We start from the raw sequence: 23,465 nt of genomic DNA on the forward strand, positions 1-23,465 counted from the left end.
CCGCCGATGGCGACGTTGGTCGTGGCGACGGGCTCGTCGTAGATCGCGGAGATCTCGTCGGCGAAGTCGTTCATGATGATGTTCCGCTTGATCGACAGCTTCGGGGTGAGGTGGCCGGAGGCCTCCGTCCACTCCGAGTCCAGGATCGTGAACTTGCGGATGGACTCGGCGCGCGACACCCGCTCGTTCGCCGCGTCCACCGCACGCTGCACCTCGGCACGGACCTGCGCGTTCGTCGAGGCCTCCGCGAGGGTCATCTTCTCGTCGAGGCCGTTGTTCGCGAGCCAGGTCGGCAGCATCTCGGGGTCGAGGGTGACGAGGGCCGAGATGAACGGGCGCTGGTCCCCGACGACGACGACCTGCCCGACGATGGGGTTCGCGCGGATCGGGTCCTCGAGTGCGGCCGGAGCGACGTTCTTGCCACCCGCCGTGACGATGATCTCCTTCTTGCGCCCCGTGATCGTGAGGAAGCCGTCGGCGTCGAAGCTGCCGATGTCGCCGGTGTGGAACCAGCCGCCGTCGCTGAACGCCTCGGCGGTGGCCTCCGGGTTGTTCCAGTACTCCTTGAAGACGTTGATGCCGCGCACCTCGATCTCGCCGTCGTCGGCCAGACGCACCCCGACGCCGGGAAGGGCGGGACCGACCGTGCCGATCTTCGACTTCGAGGCGAGGTTCACCGTCGCGGGCGCCGTGGTCTCGGTCAGGCCGTACCCCTCGAGGATCACCACGCCGAGGCTGTGGAAGAAGTGACCGAGGCGCGCGCCGAGGGGAGCGGAGCCCGACACCGCGTAGACGACGTTGCCGCCCATGGCCTCGCGGAGCTTGGAGTAGACGAGCTTGTTGAAGAGCGCGAACTTGAGCTTCGTCCCGAACGGGATTTTCTTGCCCTCCTCGAGCAGCCGGGAGTGCTCGATCGCCACGTCGGCGGCGGCGCGGAAGATCTTGCCCTTGCCGCCCGCCTCGGCCTTCTGCTCGGCGGAGTTGTAGACCTTCTCGAACACGCGGGGGACCGCGAGGAGGAAGGTGGGCTTGAACGAGCCGAGGGCAGGGAGCAGCTGACGCGTGTCGGGCTGGTGGCCGGTGCGCACCCCCGCGTGCACGTTGAGGATGGAGATGAAGCGGGCGAACACGTGCGCGGTCGTGATGAACAGCAGCGTGGACGAGCCGGGCGTCTGCACGACCTCGTCGAGCGCCTTGGCGGAGTTGCGGGACAGCTCGACGAAGTTGCTGTGGGTGAGCACGCAGCCCTTCGGTCGTCCGGTGGAGCCCGAGGTGTAGATGAGGGTCGCGATGTCGGAGCCGACGGCGAGGCCGCGGCGACGCTGGATCTCCTCATCCGAGACGGATGCCCCCTGCGCGGTGAGCGTGTCGATCGCGCCCAGGTGCAGCTGCCAGACCTCTCGGAGGAGCGGAAGGTCGCCGCGCACCTCGTCGACGCGGGCGAAGTGCTCCGGTGACTCGACGAGGAGGGCGATCGCGCCCGAGTCCTCGAGGATCCACTGGATCTGCGACGGCGAGCTCGTCTCGTAGATCGGCACCATCACGGCACCGGCATAGAAGAGCGCGAAGTCGACGAGGCTCCACTCGTACGTGGTGCGGGCGAGGAAGCCCACCTTCTCGCCGGGCTGGATGCCGGCAGCGGCGAACCCCTTCGCCAGCGCGATGACCGCGGTCTCGAAGTCGGCGGCGGTGATGTCGCGCCATCCGTTTCCCTGCGGGACGGAGAACAGCGCCCGGTCGGGAGTCGCCTCCACGCGCTTCGCAAGCAGGTCGGCGACGTTCGCGTCGGGATCGGCGGGGACGATCGCGGGGACTTCAAACTGGACCACGGCAGCTCCTTCGGTACCGGTCGGGCACGGGCGTTGGTCCGAGTCTAGGGCATGGCACCCGGTCGCGGTCAGGGTGGAACTCAGTCGCTTTGCGGGTCGCCCGACGAGGAACATGAGGGCGATCCGCGTCGCGGCGCTAGACTTCACCTCGATGTTCTACTGGCTGATGAAGTACGTCGTGATCGGCCCTGTGGTCAAGGCCGTGTTCCGTCCCTGGATCGTGGGGCGGAAGAACGTGCCCGCGACCGGGGCGGCGATCCTCGCCAGCAACCACCTCTCCTTCGCGGACTCGATCTTCCTTCCGCTCGTGATCGATCGGTCGATGTCCTTCCTCGCGAAGAGCGACTACTTCACCGGACGAGGCCTCAAGGGCTGGTCCACCCGCTTCTTCATGAAGGCGACGGGTCAGATCCCCATCGACCGCTCCGGCGGCAAGGCGTCCGAGGCCTCCCTCAACACCGGCCTGCAGGTGCTCGGTGGCGGCGACCTGCTGGGCATCTACCCCGAGGGCACGCGCAGCCCCGACGGCAAGCTCTACCGCGGCCGCACCGGCATCGCCCGGATGGCGCTCGAAGCCAAGGTCCCGGTCATCCCGGTCATCATGGTCGACACCGACACCGCCATGCCCATCGGCCGCCGTATCCCGCGGGTCATGCGGGTCGGGATCGTCATCGGCGAGCCGCTGGACTTCTCCCGCTATGCGGGCATGGAGAACGACCGCTACATCCTCCGGTCCGTCACGGACGAGATCATGGTGGCCCTCCAGCGCCTCGGCCAGCAGGAGTACGAGGACGTCTACGCGTCCACAGTCAAGGACCGTCTTCCGACGCGCGTCACATAGGCCCCCGGCGCGTCTCGGCGGTGGTGCCGCCCACTAGGCTGGACGCATGCTTCCGCACCACATCGACGCCCTTGATGCCTGGCGCTCGCTTCCCATCAAGCAGCAGCCGCAGTGGCCAGACGCCGACCGCGTCGCCGACGTCTCCCGGCAGATCTCGAGCCTTCCGCCGCTGGTCTTCGCCGGTGAGGTCGACAACCTCCGCGACCGTCTCGCCAGGGCGGCCTCCGGGGAGGCCTTCCTGCTGCAGGGCGGCGACTGCGCCGAGACCTTCGCCGGGGCCACGGCCGAGCAGATCCGCAACCGCATCAAGACGGTGCTGCAGATGGCCGTCGTGCTCACCTACGGCGCGTCCATGCCGGTCGTCAAGATGGGGCGCATGGCCGGGCAGTTCGCCAAGCCGCGCTCCAGCGACACCGAGACGCGCGGCGAGGTCACCCTGCCGGCGTACCGCGGCGACATCGTGAACGGCTACGACTTCACCGAGGGATCCCGTCAGGCCGACCCCGGTCGACTGCTGCAGGGCTACCACACCGCCGCTTCCACGCTGAACCTCATCCGGGCGTTCACGCAGGGTGGCTTCGCGGACCTCCGCGAGGTGCACTCCTGGAACAAGGGCTTCGCGCAGAATCCGGCGAACCAGCGGTACGAGCGCATGGCCGCCGAGATCGATCGTGCGATCAAGTTCATGGAGGCCGCCGGCGCCGACTTCGACGAACTCAAGCGCGTCGAGTTCTTCACCGGTCACGAGGGTCTGCTCATGGACTACGAGCGCCCGATGACGCGGATCGACTCGCGGACGGACACCCCGTACAACACCTCCGCCCACTTCCTGTGGATCGGGGAGCGCACCCGCGAGCTCGACGGCGCGCACGTCGACTACTTCTCGAAGATCCGGAACCCGATCGGCGTGAAGCTGGGCCCCACCACCACGCCGGAGACGGCACTGGCACTCATCGACAAGCTCGACCCGGAGCGCGAGCCCGGCCGGCTGACCTTCATCACGCGTATGGGCGCCGGCCGCATCCGCGATGCGCTGCCCCCGCTGCTGGAGGCGGTCCGCGAGTCGGGTGCCCAGCCGCTCTGGGTCACCGACCCCATGCACGGCAACGGCATCACGACGCCGACCGGGTACAAGACGCGTCGCTTCGACGACGTCGTCGACGAGGTCCGCGGCTTCTTCGAGGCGCACCGGGCGGTCGGCACGTTCCCCGGCGGCATCCACGTCGAGCTGACCGGCGACGACGTCACCGAGTGCCTGGGCGGATCGGAGCAGATCGACGAGGCGGCCCTGGGGACCCGCTACGAGAGCCTGTGCGACCCGCGCCTGAACCACATGCAGTCCCTGGAGCTGGCGTTCCTGGTGGCCGAGGAGCTCGAGAAGCGCTGAGCCACGGGCGGATGCACGAAGGGGCCGGAACGATGTTCCGGCCCCTTCGTCGTGTCGGCGTCAGCCGTCGAAGCTCATGGTGAGCGTGATGCTCGCGCCCTTCCGCTGCGGTTCGGATGGGCTGTACGACTCCACGCGCGTGTTCTCGTTCGCGAGGAGGTCCCACACGGAGTCCGGCAGACCCGTGCTGCTCGTGTAGCTCCAGGTGAATCCGGCGTCTCGCAACGCGCCGGTGGCCTCGTCGCGCGTCATCCCGGAGACATCCGGCACATCGAACAGCGGCGGGCCCTGCGAGACGATCAGCTGGATCGTCTCGCCAGGACGCCAGGATCCTTCCTCGGTGCGGTCCGCGTATCCGATGACCCGGTCCTTGCCGATGGAATCGCTCGGGCGGTAGATGTTCTCCTCCGCTACCTTGAGGCCTTTGCCGGTGAGCGTCTCGGTCGCCTGCTTGACGGTCATGTCCGTGACGTCGGGCACCGGCCCGCGCGACACCTGGATCGTGGCGGTGTCCTTCTCGTGGACGGTGCAGCCCTCATCGCAGCCGAAGGCATCGCCGCCGTCACGGGGAGTGATGCGGACGTTGATGACCGATCCGGCCGCGGCGTCGGTGAAGTACTCCTCGTCGTCGGTGATCTCGAGGTTCGCCGCCTGCAACGCGGCCCGGACGTCCTCGGCAGGCTGTCCGGCCACAGGGGCGAGGTCGTGGGAGGCGGGGCCGGCGGACACGACGACGGCGACGGTGGTGCCCTTGTCGATCCTGGTGCCCTCGCCGGGGTCCGTCTCGATGACGATGCCCTTCTCGACGTCGACGGAGAACTCGTCGCGTTGGGCGGGTTCGAAGCCGGCTTCCGTGAGGTCTGCCGCCGCCTCGTCGTACGTCTGGCCCGCCACGGCGGGCACCGCGATCAGCGAGCCGGGACCGGAGCCGAACCACCAGCCCACGCCGCCGGCGAGGACGGCGAGCAGGAGGACGAGGGAGAGGAGGAACGTGCCACGGGCACGGCGCTTGGCGGCCCGCCGCCGGAGGATGGTGGCATTGTCGATCCCGGGGGAGGTGGCCGTCGCCGGTTCCGGCAGGAGCATGGTGCCCGGCATGACCTTGGTGAGGTCGCCGGAGTCGGCCTGATCCCGGGAGGCGCCGGTGGTCCGGGTCACGGCGGGGGCGACACCGATCTCGCGCTCGATCTCCCGCAGGCGCTCCAGCATCTGCTGAGCGTCGTCCGGACGCTCGTCCGGGGACTTCTCGGTGGCCCACAGCACGAGCTCGTCGAGCTGCTCGGGCACCGACGGATTGCGGACGCTGGGTCGGGGGACCGACTCGGTGGCGTGCTGGAACGCGATCTGCATCGGCTGCTCGCCCTTGTAGGGCTGCTCGCCGACGAGCATCTCGTAGAGCATGATGCCGAGCGCGTAGATGTCGCTGCGGGCGTCGGCGGTACCGCGGGTGACGAGCTCCGGCGCGAGGTACGCGATCGTCCCGAGGAGCTGCTGCCCGGTGGCGGTGTTCGCGGTGGTGGCTCTCGCGAGTCCGAAGTCGCCGATCTTGATACGGCCGTCCTCCGCGAGCAGGACGTTCTCCGGCTTGACGTCGCGGTGGACGATGCCCGCCCGATGCGCGGCGGACAGCCCGGCGAGAACGGCATCCATGATCGTGATCGTCTGAGCGACCGTGAGGCGCTTCTGCTCTCGGAGGAGCTCACGCAGAGTGATCCCGGGCAGGTACTCCATGACGAGGTAGGCGAGTTCGCCGTCCTGGCCCTGATCGAAGACGTTGACGACGTGCGGGTCGGCGAGGCGGGCCGCGGCGCGGGCCTCCTGGATGAACCGGCTCTGGAACGCGGAGTCGTCACTGAGGTGCGCGTGCATGACCTTCAAGGCGATGCGGCGCTCCAGGCGGAGGTCGGTGGCTACGTAGACCGTGGCCATGCCGCCGCGGGCGATCCGCGCACGCACGCGGTACCGACCGTCGACAAGCCGCCCGATGAGGGGGTCGGCCTGATGATTGGTCGTCACGACAGAAGTCTATGGACGAATGGCTGAAAGCCCCGGGAACGCCTCACCCCTCGGGTCATCCGGATTTCCGGCGGCCTCACCCGTGCTGGGCGAGCCATGCGTACGCCTGGGCCTCCCACTGCCCGTAGCGATCGGGGTAGGCGGAGATCTGCACGGCCTGCGCCGCGTCGGTGAAGGGCAGCGACTCCCAGCCCGCGATGTCGAGCAGTCCGCGGGTGGTGTGCCCGTTCGGGTCGCCCGTGCCGCCGTAGAAGACCCGCGTGCTCCGCTCCGCGTCCATGATCTGCGCCGGGGTGCCCCAGCCGGTGCTCGGGCGCTGCTGGAAGATACCGAGCGAGTCGCGATCCCCCCAGTCCAGGTTGCGGAGATCCGACTCCACCATGCCGGTGGCGAGGGCGATGGCGATCCCGCGGTCGGAGACTCCGAGTTCGCGGCCCACGCGGATGATGAGCGCGGCGTTGGCAGCCTGCTCGGCCGTCAGGGTCGCACTGCGCTGTCCGGTCGGCGCAGCGGCGGGCTTCGGGGCAGGCGCCTGCACGGCGAGGCGCTGACCCGGGTAGATGATCGACGACGGGCCGAGGCCGTTCCAGGCGAAGAGGGACTGCGTGGTGGTCCCGTACCGCTGAGCGATCGAGAACAGCGTCTCGCCCGCGGCGACGGTGTGGGCGGTGCCGCCGCTCTGCGGGGGCGTCGCGGGTGCCGCCGCGGGTGTGGCCGCGGGTGTCGGAGGGGAAGCGGAAGCCGCGCCTCCGGATACGACGATCTTCTGTCCCGGGTAGATGATGGCGCCGTCGGGAAGGCCGTTGGCGGCGAGGATCGCGCCGACCGAGGTGGCGTACTTCCGGGCGATGCCGAAGACGGTGTCGCCCGCCACGACCGTGTGGGTCTTCGTCGCCGCAGGCACCGACGTGGGCGCCGGCGCGGGTGCCGAGGCCGGGGCGCGCAGATGCAGGTTCTGCCCCGGATAGATGACCGAGCGCCAGGAGAGGCCGTTCCAGCCGAGGACGTCAGCGGTGCGCAGTCCGTGACGACCGGCGATGCCGGCGACCGTGTCCCCCGGCTGCACGACGTGCGAGGGCGGGATGTTCTGCGTCGGTGCGACGCGCACCGGAGCGATCCGATGCCGTTCGTGCGGCGCGACCGGCGGTGCGGGCGCGGCGGCGGGTGTCGCCGTCAGAGTGGCGGCGAGGGCGCCGGCCACGGCTGTCTGAAGGATCACGTCAGCCCCCTTTTCGAGCACTTCACGCTGACACGGATGTATAGAGATGTCAACAGAAGTGACAGGTGTGACGAATGTGACGGAAGTGATGGATATGCGCGTCGGGGGCCGAGGTGAGATAGTGGCAACGTGTCTGAGAACGTCGCTGCAACCCCTGACGCCGCCCTCGAGTGGCTGACCATGCCCGACCTCGTCGAGGTGCTCGGCGAGCCCCTCGGCCGCGTGCGTCGTCTGATCGACGAGCACTACCTCGTCGGCTCGCGGCGCAGCGGCGTCTTCGCCGTTCCTGCGGTGTTCATCGTGGACGGCGAGCCGCTGAGCTCCCTGCGCGGGACGATCATCGTCCTGCAGGATGCCGGCTTCTCCGATGACGAACTGATCGACTGGCTGCTCGCCGAGGACGAGACCCTCGGGCGTTCCCCGATCGCCTCTCTGCTCGCCGGGCACAAGAGCGAGGTCCGTCGGCTCGCGCGCACCCTCGCCTGAGCGACCCGTTCAGGAGGAGCGCACGGTCGCCGCTCGGCCGAGATCGCGGAGCTCGCCGACCGCGGCGTCCTCGAGCCGGGCTCCGGAGAGCGCGCGATCGGCCTCTCCGGCGTAGTCGGCGATCATCGTCTCGACCCGTTCGAGGGCTCCGGTCCCGGCGATCGTCTCCTGCAGGAACGAGACCTGCGACGCCGTCAGGTCGGGGTCGCCGAGCATCTCGTCGAGCACCCGCCGGGCGGGTGTGTCCAGCTTCTCCCTGGTGAGCGCGATGAGGACGGTCCGCTTGCCCTCTCGGAGGTCGTCGCCCGCGGGCTTGCCGGTGACGGCGGCATCGCCGAACACACCGAGCACGTCGTCACGCAACTGGAAGGCGAGGCCGAGAGGGTGACCGAAGCGGCGCAGCGCCTCGGTCTGCCCGACGTCGGCGCCGGCGAGGCTCGCTCCCAGGATGAGCGGCTGCTCGATGCTGTAGCGCGCCGACTTCAGCGAGGCCACGCGCAGCGCGCGCTCCGCATGCTCGCGGTCATCGCTGACGCTCCACGCCGACTCCTCGGCGATGTCGAGGAACTGTCCGGTCGTGACATCGCGACGCATGCGCGCGTACTCGGCGCGCACGGTCCGCGCCGCGCCGTGACCGTCGAGCGCCGACTCCAGGAGGTCGTCGCTCCACGCCACGAGGAGATCGCCGAGCAGCACGGAACCGGCGCGCCCGAAGGCAGCGGCGTCGCCCCACCATCCGGCGGAGCGGTGGGAGGCCTCGAGCGCCCGGTGCGCCGCGGGACGGCCCCGGCGGGTGTCGGAGTTGTCGATCAGGTCGTCGTGCACGAGAGCGGCGGACTGGAAGATCTCCAGCGCCGCGCAGAGGTCCCACAGGGCGTCGTCCTCGACGGCGAGACGGTCACGGAACCGGGAGACGGCGCGCCACCCTGCGTGGCAGAAGCGGGCGCGCAGCCTCTTCCCTCCGGAGAGGGTGTCGGACGCCGCATCGAGGAAGGCGGCGGCGTCGTCGCCGTACCCCGCCGACTCCGCTCGCATGCGGTCGAGGAACAGGTCCAGTCGCGCGGCCACGGCGTCGGCGACGGAGGGGGAGGGGGACGGCACGACTCCCAGCATACGTAAAGGATGAGACGCCCGAACCGCTAGCCCCGGGCGCCGCTCGCGCGTAGACTGGAGGGCACCATACCCGAGGGGGACGAGATGCCACTCTCCGAACAGGAGCAACGTCTGCTCGACGAGATGGAACGCCATCTCCTGCACAATGACGCCGACGTCGTGAGCGCGCCGTCGGGCGATCGCACGCTCAGCTATCGCAATCTCGTCTACGGTGCTCTGCTCCTGCTGGCCGGCGTCGGCGGACTGGTCGTCGGTGTCATCCTCGGAGATATCTGGGGCATCGTCGTCGGGGTCATCGGTTTCGCGGCCATGCTCGGCGGCGTCATGCTGGCCGTCACCCCTGTCCGACGGTCCGGACCGGCAGAGCCCCGGACCCGCACCGCTCCGAAGCGGCAGGACTCCTCCTCCTTCATGGACCGCATGAACGATCGATGGGATCGGCGCCAGGACGGCCACTGACCTCCTCCCTTCCTCTCCACCACGAAGCCCGGATGCTGAGCATCCGGGCTTTTTCGTGCCTGTTGGGCATCCGGTCCCCACCGGCCCTCCACCGGCCCTCCACTGGAGCTCCACCTCGCTCCCCCGCGGAATGTCGCGGAAGTAGGGCGAGGTCCGCGGAAGCACAGGGACGATACCCTGGATTCGTCGTAGGAATGTGGAGGAAAGTGGAGTAAAGTGGGGCGCACCTCGAGTTGGCCGGACGGAGAGGGGGTGATGGCCGATGCTGCTGGGCACGCACTCACCGAAGCTGGACGACAAGGGACGGGTCATCCTTCCCGCGAAGTTTCGCGAGGACCTGGGCGGCGGCATCGTCGTCACCCGGGGCCAGGAGCGCTGCCTCTACGTCTTCAGCACGGCCGAGTTCGAGGCGATGCACGAGCGGATCCGTCAGGCCCCGCTCGCCAACAAGCAGGCGCGTGACTTCATGCGCATGTTCCTCTCCGGTGCCAGTGCGGAGATGCCCGACAGCCAGAACCGCATCACCATCCCCGCCCACCTGCGTCAGTACGCGGGTCTTCAGAAGGAGCTCATCGTGACCGGAGTCGGCGCCCACGCCGAGATCTGGGACGCGGAGAGCTGGAACGCGTACCTCGCCGCCGGCGAGGAGTCCTACGCCGAGCTGGAGCAGGAGGTGATTCCGGGACTGTTCTGACCACGGCTGTGATGCCCCGCCGCTCCCGCCCCGACACACTTCCCCGGTGCCGGGTCGAGATGCGGAGGGGGATCAGAGCCGAAGGTCGGACCCGAGAGAGATCATGAACCTCCGCGACATCCACACCCCCGTCCTGCTCGACCGCTGCGTCGAGCTCCTCGCACCTGCCCTCCAGGACGACGGCGCCGTGCTCGTCGATGCCACGCTCGGGATGGGCGGGCACTCGGAGGCGCTGCTCGAGCGGTTCCCCGGCATCCGTCTGATCGGTCTCGACCGTGACACCGACGCGTTGAAGATCGCGGGGGAGCGGCTCGCTCGGTTCCGCGATCGCGTGACCCTCGTCCACACCGTCTACGACGAGATCGGCCTGCACGCGCAAGGGGCGGCCGGAATCCTGTTCGACCTGGGCGTCTCGTCGCTCCAGCTCGATGAGGCCGAACGCGGCTTCGCCTACTCGAAGGACGCTCCGCTCGACATGCGGATGGACCAGACGAAGGGCATCACCGCCGCCGAGGTCATCGCCACCTACAGCGAGGGCAACCTGCGGCGCATCTTCGAGCGGTACGGAGAGGAGAAGCTCTCCGGACGGTATGCGCGCTTCATCATCGACGCCCGTCAGAAGCAGCCGATCACGCGATCGGGCGAACTCGTCGACATCCTCGTGGCCGCCACCCCCGCGGCCGCGCAGCGATCCGGGCACCCGGCGAAGCGCGTGTTCCAGGCCCTCCGGATCGAGGTCAACGCCGAGCTGAACGTCCTCGCGGACGCGATCCCCGCCGCGATGGACGCACTCGCGGTCGGAGGCCGCATCGTCGTGATGTCGTACCAGTCCCTCGAGGACCGGCTGGTCAAGCAGGCCTTCGCGGCCGCCTCCTCCTCGACGGCGCCCGCCGGGCTGCCGGTCGAGCTGCCGGAGCACGCCCCCCGATTCCGCATCCTCACCAAGGGTGCGGAACTCGCCGATGACGAAGAGCGCGCACGCAACCCGCGTGCGATACCGGTGCGCCTGCGCGCCGCCGAGAAGGTGCGGGAGAGCGCATGAGCATGAACGCAGTCCGCAAGCCGACCCTGCCGCTGCAGCCGGTCGCTCCGGAGACGACGCCCGAGCGGCGCCTGCGACCGGTGACGGCGCCCGCACGGCGCCGCAAGCCGAAGCTCGCCTACGCGCTCGTCGCGCTGGGCGGCGCCCTGGCCATCGGTGCGGGGCAGGTCGGGCTCTCGCTGGCCATCACACAGGACTCGTTCACCCTCGCCGGGCTCACGTCCCAGCAGCGCGAACTCGACCTCCGGACCGACGCGCTGCAGGAAGAGCTGACGGGGCTGAGTTCCCCGCAGGTGCTCGCGAGCAGCGCCGCCGACCTCGGCATGGTCGTGGCGGGCGCCCCGTCCTACCTCCGTCTCAGCGACGGCGCCGTCTTCGGGACGGGCGCCGGGGCGGAAGGGGTCTCCACGATCGATCCCAACGGGAAGGCGGCCGTCGGCAACGTCCTCGTCACGGAGGAGACCCCGCCGGCGGAGAACGCCGGGGACGACCCGACCGGCGGTACACCGCCCGCGCAGGACCTGCCGCCAGCCATCACCGACGGCCTGCCCAGCCCCACGACGCACTGACCATCCCCGATCGACGGAGAGATCCCATGACGACACGAGCCACGCGCGGACCGCGGCGACGCACCGTCGTCGCACTGGCGGTCATCCTTTCGATCCTGGTGGCGTTCGTCGTCCGCCTGATCGACATCCAGGTGGTGAGCGCCGACGAGCACGTCAACCAATCCCTCGAGCACATCGGCGACGGCTCGACGATCCCCGGACAGCGGGGATCCATCGTCGACGCCGAGGGCACAGTCCTCGCGTCGAGCGTGATGGTCTACGACGCGCAGCTCAGTCCTCAGGTCATCAGGCTCACGGAGGAGAAGGATCCTGCGCTGCCCTGGGCCGAGGCCTCCGAGAAGATCGCCGCGATCACGGGGGTACCGGGAGACGAGATCCGCAAACGCGTCTCCGATGCCCTCGCCGAGAACCCGAACAGCCAGTACGCACCCCTGAAGACGGGGCTCAACACCGAGCAGTTCATCGCGCTCCGCGACCTCGGCCTGGGGTCGTACCTCGCCCTGACGCCGCGCGAGACCCGGGTCTATCCCAACGGCGCGGTCGCCGGGAACGTGCTGGGCTTCCTCGACAACACCGGGGAGGCCAAGGCCGGCGTCGAGCAGCTCGAGGAATCGTGCCTCGCGCCGATCGATGGGGAGAAGACGTATCGCAAGGGCAAGGACGGCGTCGTGATCCCGGGGAGCGAGTCGGTCACCGACGCCGTCGACGGCGGCACCGTGCAGCTCACGATCAACAGCGACCTGCAGTGGTACCTCCAGCAGATGATCGGCGAGGAGGCCCAGAAGCAGGGCGCGAAGGGCGGAACCGTCACGGTCGTCGAGGTGGGCACCGGCAAGATCCGAGCCGCGGCCGAATGGCCGGCCATGGACCCGAACGACCTGGACTCCTCGACTCCGGAGACGCGATACAGCCAGATCTTCCACCGCGACTTCGAGCCCGGTTCGACGTTCAAGGCGATCACCGCGGCGGCGGCGATGGAGGGTGCGGGCCTCACCCCGCTCAGCACCGTGACGGCCTCCTCGCGCGAGACCTTCCCGAACGGCGCCGTGGTCAACGACGCGTTCAGCCACCCGGCCTACAACTACACGCTCGCGGGCGGACTGATCGACTCCTCCAACACCGCGCTGTCGAAGTTCGGCACGATGGTCGCCCCCGAGGTCCGCTACGACTACCTGCAGCGCTTCGGGGTCGGGCAGAAAACCCTGGACTTCCCCTCCGAAGTGGGAGGCATCCTGCACCCGGTGAGCGACTGGGACAGCCAGTCCCTCTACACGACGACGTTCGGCCAGTACTTCACGGTGACGGCCCCGCAGCTCGCCGGTGCGTACCAGGCCATCGCCAACGGCGGGGAGAAGATCGACCTGTCGATGGTGGAGTCCTGCACGGCGCCCGACGGGACGGTCACGGAGACGCCGAAGCCGAAGCACGAGCAGATCGTGAAGGAGCAGACCGCCGCCGATCTGACCCGCATGCTCGAGAACGTCGCCGTGCAGGGCGGGAACGCCGATCGCATCCAGGTTCCCGGATACCGGGTGACCAGCAAGACCGGTACCGCGCAGGTCTCGGACGGCAAGGGCGGCTACAAGGCAGGCGTGTACTACACGAGCATGGTGGGCTTCGCGCCCGTCGACGACCCGCAGTACGTCGTCGTGGTCACCCTCGACGAGCCGACTAAGGTTGTATCGTCCGCGGCCACCGCTTCCGCCTTCCAGAAGGCGATGACGCAGGTGATGAAGACCTATCGCGTGATGCCGTCCTCTGTCCCGATGGACGCGCTCCTCCCCAAGTTCGGATAGCCGGCGAGAGCCGCGCATGGAGATGACATGATCGCCCTGACGCTCGCTGAGATCGCCGCCGCCATCGGTGGTGAACTGCGCGTGGCCGGAGAGCACACGCCGGAGACGGTGGTCGACGGGATCGTCGACACCGATTCGCGCACCATGGAGGCCGGGTCGATCTTCGTCGCCAAGCCCGGCGCCGAGACCGACGGGCACCGCTTCGTCGGTGCCGCCGCCGAAGCCGGTGCGGTCCTGGCGATCGTCGAGCACCCCGTCGACGTCGATGTCTCGCAGATCGTCGTGTCCGATGCCGTGGTCGCCCTCGGCGAGCTGGCGCGCGAGGTCGTGGCGCGCGTGCGCGCCGGGGGGAACCTGCGCATCGTCGGCATCACCGGCTCGAACGGCAAGACGACCACCAAGAACTTCCTCGCCCGCATCCTCGAGGACGAGGGCGAGACCGTCGCCCCGGTGAAGTCCTTCAACAACGAGGTCGGCGCCCCGGTGACGATGCTCCGCGTCACGCACGACACCCGATTCCTGGTGAGCGAGTTCGGGGCTGCCGCGCCGGGCAGCATCGCGCGGCTCGCCGGTCTCGTCGAGCCGGACCTGGTGGTCGTGCTGATGGTCGGCATGGCGCACGCGGGCGGCTTCGGCGGCATCGAGGCCACGGCGAAGGCCAAGTCCGAGCTCGTCGCCGCGGCCCGCGTGCCCGGCATCGCCGTGCTCAACGCGGACGACGCCCGGGTGTGGGCGATGCGCGAGCTCGCGGAGAGCCGCGGCCTCCGGGTCGTCGGCTTCGGCCAGTCGGCTGCGGCTGTCGTGCACGCGCGGGAGATCGAGGTCTCGGCCTCCGGCACGCAGTGCGTGATCGAGGTCGCAGGGGAGCGGCTGCCACTGCGCCTGCGCGTCCTCGGCGCCCACCACGTCAGCAACGCCCTCGCCGCGATCACCGCCGCCGTCGAGCTCGGCGTGGCCCCGGCCGATGCCGTCTCCCGGTTGGAGGCCGTCGAGATCGCCGAGCGGTGGCGGATGCAGCCGCTGGGCAACGACCGCGTCCGCATCATCAACGACGCGTACAACGCCAGTCCCGACTCGATGGCGGCCGCCCTGCGGACCCTCGCCCAGATCACCGGCCCCGACGAGCGCACGGTCGCCGTCCTCGGCGCGATGAGCGAACTCGGCGAGAGCGCAGGGGAGGAGCACGATCGCATCGGCCTCCTCGCCGTGCGTCTCAACATCCGGCGCATCGTCGTCGTCGGCCCGGAGGCACGGCGGCTCTACCTCGCCGCCGTCGGCGAGGGGTCATGGGACAGCGAAGCCGTGCACCTGCCGGACCAGGACGCTGCGTTCGAGTACCTCCGTACCGAGCTGCGTGACGGAGACCGGGTCCTGGTGAAGTCGTCCAACTCCGTGGGCCTCCGGCATCTCGGCGATCGTCTGGGAGAATTGTTCTCGTGAGGTCCCTCATCATGGCGGCGGCCATCTCGCTCGCCTTCACTCTCTTCCTGACTCCCGTCTTCCTCCGGCTCTTCCGCAAGTGGGGCTGGGGGCAGGTCATCCGTACCCCGGAGGCTGCGGGCAACCCGAGCCACGAGGCGAAGCGCGGCACCCCGACCATGGGTGGTGTCATCTTCATCCTCGGCTCGATCGTGGGCTACTTCACCGGGGTCCTCGTCAGCGGCGAGACGCCGGCGCTGTCCGCCATCCTGGTGATCTGGCTCATGGTCGGCTTCGGTGTGGTCGGATTCATCGACGACTACATGAAGGTGCGCAGCCAGCGCAGCCTCGGGCTGTCAGGGTGGCGGAAGGTGATCGGTCAGCTCATCGTCGTGATCCCCTTCGGCATCGTGGCACTGAACTTCCCGAACAAGTGGGGGCAGACGCCGGCCAGTGCGTCGATCTCCCTCTTCCGGGACATCACCTGGCTGAACCTCTTCGCGTTCGGCGTCATCCTGGGCTGGATCCTCTACCTCGCCTGGATCTCGATCATCGGGGTCGCGACCTCCAACAGCGTCAACCTCACCGACGGCCTCGACGGCCTCGCCGCCGGCGCGGGCGTGATCGTCGTCGGCGCCTACAGCCTCATCGCGTTCTGGCAGTTCAAGCAGCCCTGCATCGGCGGTGATCCGGGCTCGCTCGGCGGCTGTTACGAGGTGCGCGACCCGTTCAACCTCGCCATCATCTCGGCCTCTTTCGCCGCCAGCCTCATCGGGTTCCTGTGGTGGAACGCGCCCAAGGCGAAGGTGTTCATGGGAGACGTGGGCTCGATGGCCATCGGTGGCGTCATCACCGCGATGGCGGTCATGACCCGCACCGAACTGCTGCTCCTCATCATCGCCGGCGTCTTCGTGCTCGCCTCCGGATCCGTGATCCTGCAGCGCGCCTACTTCAAGATCACCCGCGGCAAGCGGCTGTTCCTGATGAGCCCGTTCCACCACCACCTCGAGATGCGGGGCTGGTCGGAGGTCACCATCGTGGTGCGCATGTGGATCATCGCGGGTCTTCTCGCGGTGTCGGCCGTCGGGCTCTTCTACGTCGAATGGCTGACCCGTGTCGGCTGAGCGTCTGGCCGGGCTGACGAGCTGGCACGCCGACTGGAGCGGCCTGCGCGTCGCCGTCCTCGGCCTCTCCATGACCGGCTTCTCCGTGGCCGACACCCTCGCCGAGCTCGGTGCCGACGTCCTCGTGCTCAGCGAGTCCGCGGAGGAGGAGTACGCCCGCCTGCTCCCCGTCATCGGTGCACGGTTGGAGCTCGGTCCGCTGGACGCCGTGCCCGAGGCGCTGATGGCGTTCGGGCCCGAGGTCGTCATCGCGTCCCCTGGCTTCGCCCCGGCGCACCCGGTCATCCGTTGGGTTCAGGACGAGGGCATCGCGCTCTGGGGTGACGTCGAGCTCGCCTGGCGGGTGCGCGACAAGGTCCTCCGCGCGGACGGCACGCCGGCGGACTGGGTGCTCATCACCGGGACCAACGGCAAGACGACGACGACCCAGCTCACGGCGACGCTGCTCGTCGCCGGTGGCCTGCGCGCCGCACCGTGCGGCAACATCGGCGTCCCCGTGCTCGACGCGGTCCGCGACCCCGCCGGCTTCGACGTGCTCGTCGTCGAGCTCTCCAGCCACCAGCTCTGGTACCTCGGACTGTCGCGTTCGGAGGGGGAGCTGTTCCCGCACGCCGCAGTCTGCCTGAACCTCGCCGACGATCATCTCGTCTGGCATGGCAGCGCTCAGGCTTACCGGGACGCGAAGGCGCTGGTGTACCGCAACACGCGGGTCGCCTGCGTCTACAACAAGGCCGACGAGGCGACGCGCCGGATGGTCGAGGAGGCCGACGTCGTCGAGGGCGCCCGCGCCATCGGCTTCGATCTCGGCATCCCCGGCCCGAGCGATCTCGGCGTCGTGGAGGGGCTGCTCGTCGACCGGGCGTTCCTCGACGATCGAGCCCGCAGCGCCCTCGAACTGACCACGGTCGCCGACCTGGAGGCCGCAGGGCTGTCGGCACCGCACATCGTTCAGAACATCCTGGCCGCCAGTGCCCTCGCCCGTTCCCTCGGGGTCGAGCCCGAGGCCATCCACGGGGCGCTGCAGACCTTCCGCCTGGACGCGCACCGCATCGAGGTGGTCGCGCGCCACGCCGGCATCACCTGGGTCGACGACTCCAAGGCGACGAACCCGCACGCGGCCGCGTCGTCACTGCGCGCGTACCCCGGTGCGGTGTGGGTCGTCGGCGGTGATCTCAAGGGCGTCGACATCGCCGATCTCGTCGCGGACGCGGGCTCCACCGCGCGCGCGGCGGTCGTCATCGGAGCGGACCGCACAGCCGTCGTCGCGGCATTCGAGCGACACGCGCCGACGGTGCCGGTCTTCGAGGTCGAAGCTGGCGACACTGGACAGGTCATGAACCGCGTCGTGGAGATCGCGGCGGGGATCGTCGACGGGGAGGGCACTGTGCTCCTCGCTCCCGCCGCCGCGTCCTTCGACCAGTTCTCCAGCTATGCGGATCGCGGCCACCGCTTCGCCGAAGCGGTGCGGGAATGGATCGATCGGGGGAGCGCCGATGACGCAGGTGGCTCGCCCTCCGCGGTCTGAGTCGGGTGGCCTCGCCGCGCGGGTCTCGCTCGGACGCCGGTTCACCCCGGTGTCGACCGAGTTCCTGCTGATCGCGTCGACCGCCCTGCTCCTGACGATCTTCGGTCTCGTGATGGTGCTGTCCGCGACGAGCGCGACGGCGGTGGCCAAGGCGCAGAACCCGTTGGACGGCGCTCTCCGGCAAGGTGTGTTCGCCCTGCTCGGTATCCCGATGATGTTCCTCATCAGCCGCTTCCCTGTGGCGTTCCTCAAGCGCATGGCCTGGCCGGCGCTCTTCGGAGCCATCGCCCTCCAGCTCCTCGTGTTCACACCGCTCGGCATCGCCGACGGCGGAAACCGGAACTGGATCCAGGTGGCGGGTTTCCAGATGCAGCCGTCCGAGTTCCTCAAGCTGGCCCTCGCCCTGTGGATCGCCGCGGTCCTGCTGCGCAAGCAGACCATGCTCGGGACCTGGCATCACGTCTTCATCCCCGTGATCCCGGTCGGGGCGCTGGCCATCGGCACCGTCCTCGCCGGCAAGGACCTCGGGACCGCGATGGTGATGGTCCTCATCCTGCTCGGCTGTCTCTTCTTCTCGGGCGTGAAGCTGCGCCTCTTCATCATCCCGATGATCCTGGGCGTGGTCGCGGTGCTCGCCTACGCGCTCTCCAGCGAGGACCGCATGCGTCGCATCACCGCGACGTGCGATGACATGGCGCTGTACTACACCGACTGCTACCAGTCGATCCATGGCATCTGGGGCATGGCCTCCGGCGGGATCTTCGGACTCGGCCTCGGCAACTCCCAGGAGAAGTACGGCTGGCTCCCCGCCGCGGGCAACGACTTCATCTTCGCGATCGTCGGCGAGGAGCTCGGGCTGATCGGCTGCATCGTCGTCCTCGCCCTGTTCACGTTCTTCACAGTCGGTGCGTTCCATGTGATCCGCAAGACGTCGGACCCCTTCATCCGCGTCGCCGCGGGGGGGATCACGGTCTGGATCGTCGGTCAGGCCGTCCTGAACGTCGGCGTCGTCATCGGCGTGTTCCCGGTGATGGGTGTGCCCCTGCCGTTCATGTCCCAGGGTGGAACGGCACTCTTCGCCGTGCTCGTCGCCTGCGGCGTCCTGCTGGCCTTCGCGCGGACCATCCCGGTCGCCGAGAAGCAGTCAGCCGAGCGGGGTAGGGTCGCGAGGTGACTTCGTACCTCCTCGCCGGCGGTGGCACCGCCGGCCATGTCAATCCGTTGCTCGCGGTCGCCGATGCGCTGCGTGAGCGTGACCCGTCGGCGACGATCCTCGTGCTCGGCACGGCGGAGGGCCTGGAGTCCCGTCTCGTCCCCGAGCGTGGTTACGAGCTGCTCATCGTCGACAAGGTGCCGTTCCCGCGGCGCCCGAACGCGCAGGCCGCCGCGTTCCCCGCGCGGTTCCGCCGGGCGATCGCCCAGGTGCGTGCGCACATCCGGCAGCACGGGATCGACATCGTGGTGGGCTTCGGCGGCTACGCCTCCGCACCCGCCTACGTCGCCGCGCGTCGCGAGCGCGTGCCCTTCGTCGTCCACGAGGCCAATGCGAAGCCCGGGCTGGCGAACGTGCTCGGTGCCCGTGCGGCCGCGGGTGTGGGAGTCGCGTTCGCCGGGACGCCGCTCCGCGGGAGCGAGGTGGTCGGCATGCCGCTGCGGCGCGAGGTCATCACGCTCGACCGGGCGGCTCGACGCGCCGAGGCCGCCGAGTACTTCGGGCTCGACGCCGATAGTCCTGTCCTTCTCGTCTTCGGCGGCTCGCTCGGAGCGCAGCGGTTGAACGACGCCCTGGCGGACTCCTGGCGCGACATCCTCGCCGCCGGTTGGCAGCTGCTGCATGTCACCGGGGAGCGCAGCGACCTGCCGGATCCCGGAGTGCCCGGGTACGCCCTCCGCCGGTACATCGACCGCATGGACCTCGCGTTCGCGCTGGCCGATCTCATCGTGTCGCGTTCGGGGTCGGCCACCGTGAGCGAGATCAGCGCGCTCGGGATTCCCGCGTTGTACGTGCCGTACTCGGTGGGCAACGGAGAGCAGCGGTTGAACGCAGGATCCGCCGTGGCCGCCGGTGCCGCTCAGCTCCTCGATGACGCGACCTTCGACGGCGATGCGGTCCGACGTATCGTGGTGCCGCTGCTCGGCGACCGTGACCGCATCCGGCGGATGGCGGAGGCGGCGGAGACCGCGGGCACCCGTACCGGCACCGAGAACGTCGTCGCGATGATCGACCGTGCCCTCGGTGCGGCGTGACGCCGCCGTCCGGACGAGAACGAAAAGTAGACTGAAGCGGACATGATCAGACCCGACCTCTCCCTCCCCATCCCCGACACGATCACCTCCGCGCACTTCATCGGCATCGGTGGATCCGGGATGAGCGGACTCGCGAAGATGTTCCTCGACGCGGGCATCCGTGTCTCCGGCAGCGACCGCGCCGACAGCGACAACCTACGGGCGCTGGCCGCCGCGGGGGCGACCGTCCACGTCGGTCATGACGCCGCCCACCTCGGCGACGCCGACACGGTCGTGCACACCGGTGCCATCTGGCCGGAGAACCCCGAGTTCGTCACCGCCAAGGAGCGCGGCCTCCACGTCATCCACCGCTCTCAGGCCCTGCACTGGCTGATCGGCACCCGACGCCTCGTCTCGGTGGCCGGCGCCCACGGCAAGACCACCTCGACGGGCATGATCGTCACGGCTCTGCGCGCGCTCGGCGCCGATCCGCACTTCGTCAACGGCGGCGTGATCGAGCAGCTCGGCACCTCCAGCGCGACCGGGAACGGCGACCTCTTCGTCATCGAGGCCGACGAGTCGGACGGGACCTTCCTCCTCTACGACACCGCGGTCGCGCTCATCACGAACGTCGACCCCGATCATCTCGATCACTACGGCTCCGATGAGGCCTTCCACGACGCCTTCGTGCGCTTCGCGGACGCGGCATCCGAGGCGGTCGTCATCTCCAGCGACGACCCCGGCGCGCTCCGCGTGCTGGCCGGGTTGTCGCACCCGCGCATCCTCACGTTCGGGCAGGCCGAGGACGCCGACGTCCGCGTCAGCGAGATCGTCACCTCGGGCCCCGTCGCCGCCGCCGTCTCGCACGGCGGCGAGACCGAGCGCATGCAGCTCGCGGTCCCCGGCGTGCACAACGCGATCAACGCGACCGGCGCCGTCGCCGTCCTCCTCGCGCTCGGCCACCCGCTCCGCGACGCCGTACGCGCCGTCGAGGGCTTCGCGGGGACGATCCGTCGTCTCGAGCGCCACGGCGAGGAGCGCGGGGTCACCGTCTACGACGACTACTCGCACCACCCGACCGAGGTGCGTGCGGCGCTCGAGGCCATGCGCAGCATCGCCGGGTCCGGCCGGCTGATCGCCATCCAGCAGCCGCACACGTATTCGCGGACGCAGCACATGTACCAGGAGTTCGCAGACGTCCTGGAGGAGCTCGCCGACCACACCGTGATGCTGGACGTCTACGGTGCCAGGGAGGACCCGGTGCCCGGCGTGACCGGCGAGCTGGTGAGCGGGGCGTTCGACGACCCGTCCCGAGTGCACTTCGTCGCCGACTGGCAGGAAGCGGCCGACTACACGGCGTCTGTCGCGAAGGACGGCGACTTCGTCGTGACTCTCGGCTGCGGCAACGTCTACCAGATCATCCCGCAGGTGCTGGAGTCGCTGCGCCGGACCGACGGGGCGTAGCCCATGCGCCGGCCGCCCCCGCTCCCGAGCGCTCCGGACACTCCGGGGGAGACGGACGTCGCCTCCGAGCGGATCCTCCGCCGGCGTCCCGCGCCTCAGTCGGCTCCGGACGAGGGTGCCGTCGCCGCGCCCGTCGAGCCCGACGGGGCGGAGACGGAGGAGGAAGCGGGCCACCGTTCCTCGATGGACGTCTGGCGCGCGGCACGCGCCCGCCGCAAGGCGCTCAGGGCGGAGATCCGTCGGTTCACCCAGCGATCGCGGCGGCGCCGCATCGTCTGGCTGAGCGCCGTGGGGGCCGTCGTGCTGCTGATCGGGGGGAGTGTCGCTGCCGCTTACAGCCCGCTCTTCGCCGTGCAGCGCATCACGGTCACCGGCACCACGACGATCGATCCCGCGGTGATCGAGGGGGCCCTCGCGGATCAGCTCGGGACCCCCCTCGCCCTGGTCGACACGAGCGAGGTCAAGGCGGCGCTGCTGACGTTCCCGCTCATCGAGACCTATGCCCTGGAGGCTCGACCGCCACACGATCTGACCGTGCGCATCGTGGAGCGCACGCCGATCGGGGTCGTCGAGTCGGGTGCCGGCTTCACTCTCGTGGATGCCGCAGGTGTCGCCCTCTCGACGACGGCGGAACGCCCGGCAGGGCAGCCGCTGGTGGAGGTCGAGGGGGGAATGGACTCGCCGGCGTTCCGCAGCGCGGGACTCGTGGTCCGCGCTCTCCCTGCCGACATCCGCAGTGCGCTGACCGGCGTCCGCGCCTCGACGGCGGACGACGTGACCTTGACCCTCGACTCGGGCCTCACGGTCGTGTGGGGGAGCCAGGAGGACTCCGGGTTGAAGGCGCTCGCGCTCTCCGCCGCGCTCGTGAAGAACCCCGACGCCTCGTCGATCGACGTCACCTCACCCGACGTCGCGGTGGTCGGCTGATCTGTTTCGACGGGAATGGCGCGACACGCCCATGTCGCTGCGCGCGCAGGGGCAGGCGGCGCTTACCTTCGATCTGAGAGAACGCAATACCGGGAAATACTTTACACCTCTAGTTGAGGTTTAAGGTTCGCCCCTTCCAGGCTCTACTAATCGGAGGCCGGCCATGAGCCAGAACCAGAACTACCTCGCCGTGATCAAGGTCGTCGGCGTCGGCGGTGGCGGCGTCAACGCCGTCAACCGCATGATCGAGCTCGGTCTCCGCGGAGTCGAGTTCATCGCCGTCAACACCGACGCCCAGGCGCTGCTCATGAGCGACGCCGACGTCAAGCTCGACGTGGGCCGTGAGCTCACCCGCGGGCTCGGCGCCGGAGCGGACCCGGAGGTGGGCCGCCGCGCGGCCGAGGACCACGCTGAGGAGATCGAGCAGGCGCTGACCGGCGCCGACATGGTCTTCGTCACCGCGGGTGAGGGCGGCGGCACGGGAACCGGCGGTGCCCCGGTGGTCGCCCGTATCGCGAAGTCGATCGGTGCCCTGACCATCGGTGTCGTCACGAAGCCGTTCTCCTTCGAAGGTCGCCGCCGCCAGAGCCAGGCCGAGGCAGGCGTCGCGAAGCTGAAGGAAGAGGTCGACACCCTCATCGTCGTCCCGAACGACCGTCTGCTCGAGATCAGCGACCGCGGCATCTCGATGATCGAGGCGTTCGCGACCGCCGACCAGGTGCTCCTCGCCGGTGTGCAGGGCATCACGGACCTCATCACGACCCCTGGACTCATCAACCTCGACTTCGCCGACGTGAAGTCGGTCATGCAGGGAGCAGGGTCCGCGCTGATGGGCATCGGGTCGGCGCGCGGCGCCGACCGCGCGATCAAGGCCGCCGAGCTCGCCGTCGAGTCGCCGCTGCTCGAGGCCTCGATCGAGGGTGCGCACGGTGTGCTGCTGTCGATCCAGGGTGGCTCGAACCTCGGCATCTTCGAGATCCACGATGCGGCTGACCTCGTCAAGGAGGCTGCGCACCCGGAGGCCAACATCATCTTCGGTACCGTCATCGACGACACGCTGGGCGACGAGGTCCGAGTGACGGTCATCGCCGCCGGCTTCGATGGCGGCGAGCCCTCGCTGCGGCTGGACCCGATGGTCGTCTCGCGTCCTTCGACCGCGTCGCTTCCCGAGGTTGCGCTGTCGGAGACCACCGAGCCCGCGACGGAGAAGAGCGCGCCGGAGCCCACCGCGGCGCCGTCGGCGCCTCGCACGCCGGCGACGAGCATCGAGCCGGCCTTCGCCGACGACGACATCGACATCCCCGAATTCCTGAAGTGACGATGCCGGTC

At 69.5% G+C, this 23,465-nt stretch carries 20 protein-coding genes; 16 read left to right on the top strand and 4 right to left on the bottom strand.

Annotated features, from left to right (window positions below; all coding sequences use genetic code 11):
* A partial coding sequence (locus M4D53_RS16605) for an AMP-dependent synthetase/ligase (RefSeq protein WP_259955137.1) occupies nt 1–1,829 on the bottom strand: 1,829 nt, incomplete at its 3' end.
* A 151-nt stretch (nt 1,830–1,980) separates the two neighbouring features.
* Here M4D53_RS16605 and M4D53_RS16610 point away from each other — a divergent pair.
* Complete coding sequence (locus M4D53_RS16610; protein ID WP_187664181.1) at nt 1,981–2,670, top strand: lysophospholipid acyltransferase family protein; 690 nt, start codon at nt 1,981–1,983, stop codon at nt 2,668–2,670.
* Between the two features lie 46 nt (nt 2,671–2,716).
* Nucleotides 2,717–4,057, top strand: coding sequence for a class II 3-deoxy-7-phosphoheptulonate synthase (locus M4D53_RS16615; protein WP_187661804.1), 1,341 nt, complete (start codon nt 2,717–2,719; stop codon nt 4,055–4,057).
* A gap of 60 nt (nt 4,058–4,117) precedes the next feature.
* Here the strand turns inward: M4D53_RS16615 and pknB are convergent, their stop codons facing one another.
* Both pknB and M4D53_RS16625 read right to left on the bottom strand, forming a co-directional pair.
* Entirely contained in the window at nt 4,118–6,073 is a 1,956-nt protein-coding gene (gene pknB / locus M4D53_RS16620; RefSeq protein WP_259955139.1) for a Stk1 family PASTA domain-containing Ser/Thr kinase, read from the bottom strand.
* Nucleotides 6,074–6,149: 76 nt separating this feature from the next.
* Nucleotides 6,150–7,292, bottom strand: coding sequence for a LysM peptidoglycan-binding domain-containing protein (locus M4D53_RS16625; RefSeq protein WP_259955140.1), 1,143 nt, complete (start codon nt 7,290–7,292; stop codon nt 6,150–6,152).
* A gap of 129 nt (nt 7,293–7,421) precedes the next feature.
* On the opposite strand from M4D53_RS16625, the gene M4D53_RS16630 reads away from it, so the two are divergent.
* Entirely contained in the window at nt 7,422–7,778 is a 357-nt protein-coding gene (locus M4D53_RS16630; protein ID WP_327036728.1) for an Rv2175c family DNA-binding protein, read from the top strand.
* Between the two features lie 9 nt (nt 7,779–7,787).
* On the opposite strand, the gene M4D53_RS16635 is transcribed toward M4D53_RS16630, so the two are convergent.
* Nucleotides 7,788–8,813 carry a polyprenyl synthetase family protein gene (locus M4D53_RS16635; protein ID WP_259955158.1) on the bottom strand — a complete coding sequence of 342 codons (1,026 nt, stop codon included), beginning with the start codon at nt 8,811–8,813 and terminating at the stop codon, nt 7,788–7,790.
* A gap of 162 nt (nt 8,814–8,975) precedes the next feature.
* Between M4D53_RS16635 and M4D53_RS16640 the strand changes: the two genes are divergently transcribed.
* The 13 genes from M4D53_RS16640 to ftsZ all read left to right on the top strand — a co-directional run bounded on the left by M4D53_RS16640 (nt 8,976) and on the right by ftsZ (nt 23,454).
* Entirely contained in the window at nt 8,976–9,350 is a 375-nt protein-coding gene (locus M4D53_RS16640; RefSeq protein ID WP_187661800.1) for an SCO2097 family morphological protein, read from the top strand.
* 262 nt (nt 9,351–9,612) lie between these two features.
* Complete coding sequence (gene mraZ / locus M4D53_RS16645; protein ID WP_025105095.1) at nt 9,613–10,044, top strand: division/cell wall cluster transcriptional repressor MraZ; 432 nt, start codon at nt 9,613–9,615, stop codon at nt 10,042–10,044.
* Between the two features lie 103 nt (nt 10,045–10,147).
* Complete coding sequence (gene rsmH, locus M4D53_RS16650) at nt 10,148–11,086, top strand: 16S rRNA (cytosine(1402)-N(4))-methyltransferase RsmH (RefSeq protein ID WP_259955141.1); 939 nt, start codon at nt 10,148–10,150, stop codon at nt 11,084–11,086.
* Complete coding sequence (gene ftsL / locus M4D53_RS16655) at nt 11,083–11,655, top strand: cell division protein FtsL (protein WP_259955143.1); 573 nt, start codon at nt 11,083–11,085, stop codon at nt 11,653–11,655. The genes rsmH and ftsL overlap by 4 nt, the downstream gene beginning before the upstream one ends.
* Before the next feature lie 26 nt (nt 11,656–11,681).
* On the top strand, nt 11,682–13,451 hold the full coding sequence (locus tag M4D53_RS16660; protein ID WP_259955145.1) for a peptidoglycan D,D-transpeptidase FtsI family protein: 1,770 nt from the start codon (nt 11,682–11,684) through the stop codon (nt 13,449–13,451).
* Between the two features lie 27 nt (nt 13,452–13,478).
* The gene (locus tag M4D53_RS16665; protein ID WP_259955147.1) at nt 13,479–14,891 is read left to right on the top strand and encodes a UDP-N-acetylmuramoyl-tripeptide--D-alanyl-D-alanine ligase; all 1,413 of its coding nucleotides are present in this window, start codon (nt 13,479–13,481) and stop codon (nt 14,889–14,891) included.
* Nucleotides 14,888–15,994, top strand: a complete 1,107-nt coding sequence (gene mraY / locus M4D53_RS16670; protein ID WP_025105090.1) for a phospho-N-acetylmuramoyl-pentapeptide-transferase — start codon at nt 14,888–14,890, stop codon at nt 15,992–15,994. The genes M4D53_RS16665 and mraY overlap by 4 nt, the downstream gene beginning before the upstream one ends.
* Nucleotides 15,984–17,519: a UDP-N-acetylmuramoyl-L-alanine--D-glutamate ligase gene (murD, locus tag M4D53_RS16675; protein WP_259955150.1), complete on the top strand. Its 1,536-nt coding sequence runs from the start codon at nt 15,984–15,986 to the stop codon at nt 17,517–17,519. The genes mraY and murD overlap by 11 nt, the downstream gene beginning before the upstream one ends.
* Complete coding sequence (gene ftsW / locus M4D53_RS16680; protein WP_187661795.1) at nt 17,488–18,693, top strand: putative lipid II flippase FtsW; 1,206 nt, start codon at nt 17,488–17,490, stop codon at nt 18,691–18,693. The genes murD and ftsW overlap by 32 nt, the downstream gene beginning before the upstream one ends.
* On the top strand, nt 18,690–19,766 hold the full coding sequence (locus M4D53_RS16685) for a UDP-N-acetylglucosamine--N-acetylmuramyl-(pentapeptide) pyrophosphoryl-undecaprenol N-acetylglucosamine transferase (RefSeq protein WP_259955152.1): 1,077 nt from the start codon (nt 18,690–18,692) through the stop codon (nt 19,764–19,766). The genes ftsW and M4D53_RS16685 overlap by 4 nt, the downstream gene beginning before the upstream one ends.
* 42 nt (nt 19,767–19,808) lie before the next feature.
* Nucleotides 19,809–21,209 (top strand): UDP-N-acetylmuramate--L-alanine ligase, encoded by a 1,401-nt coding sequence (gene murC, locus M4D53_RS16690; protein ID WP_259955154.1) that lies wholly within the window; start codon nt 19,809–19,811, stop codon nt 21,207–21,209.
* Nucleotides 21,210–21,212: 3 nt separating this feature from the next.
* On the top strand, nt 21,213–22,136 hold the full coding sequence (locus M4D53_RS16695) for a cell division protein FtsQ/DivIB (protein ID WP_259955156.1): 924 nt from the start codon (nt 21,213–21,215) through the stop codon (nt 22,134–22,136).
* A 163-nt stretch (nt 22,137–22,299) separates the two neighbouring features.
* Nucleotides 22,300–23,454: a cell division protein FtsZ gene (ftsZ, locus tag M4D53_RS16700; protein WP_187661791.1), complete on the top strand. Its 1,155-nt coding sequence runs from the start codon at nt 22,300–22,302 to the stop codon at nt 23,452–23,454.
* Nucleotides 23,455–23,465 lie beyond the last annotated feature (11 nt).

The sequence above is a fragment of the Microbacterium meiriae genome (assembly GCF_025143875.1).
GTDB lineage: Bacteria > Actinomycetota > Actinomycetes > Actinomycetales > Microbacteriaceae > Microbacterium > Microbacterium meiriae.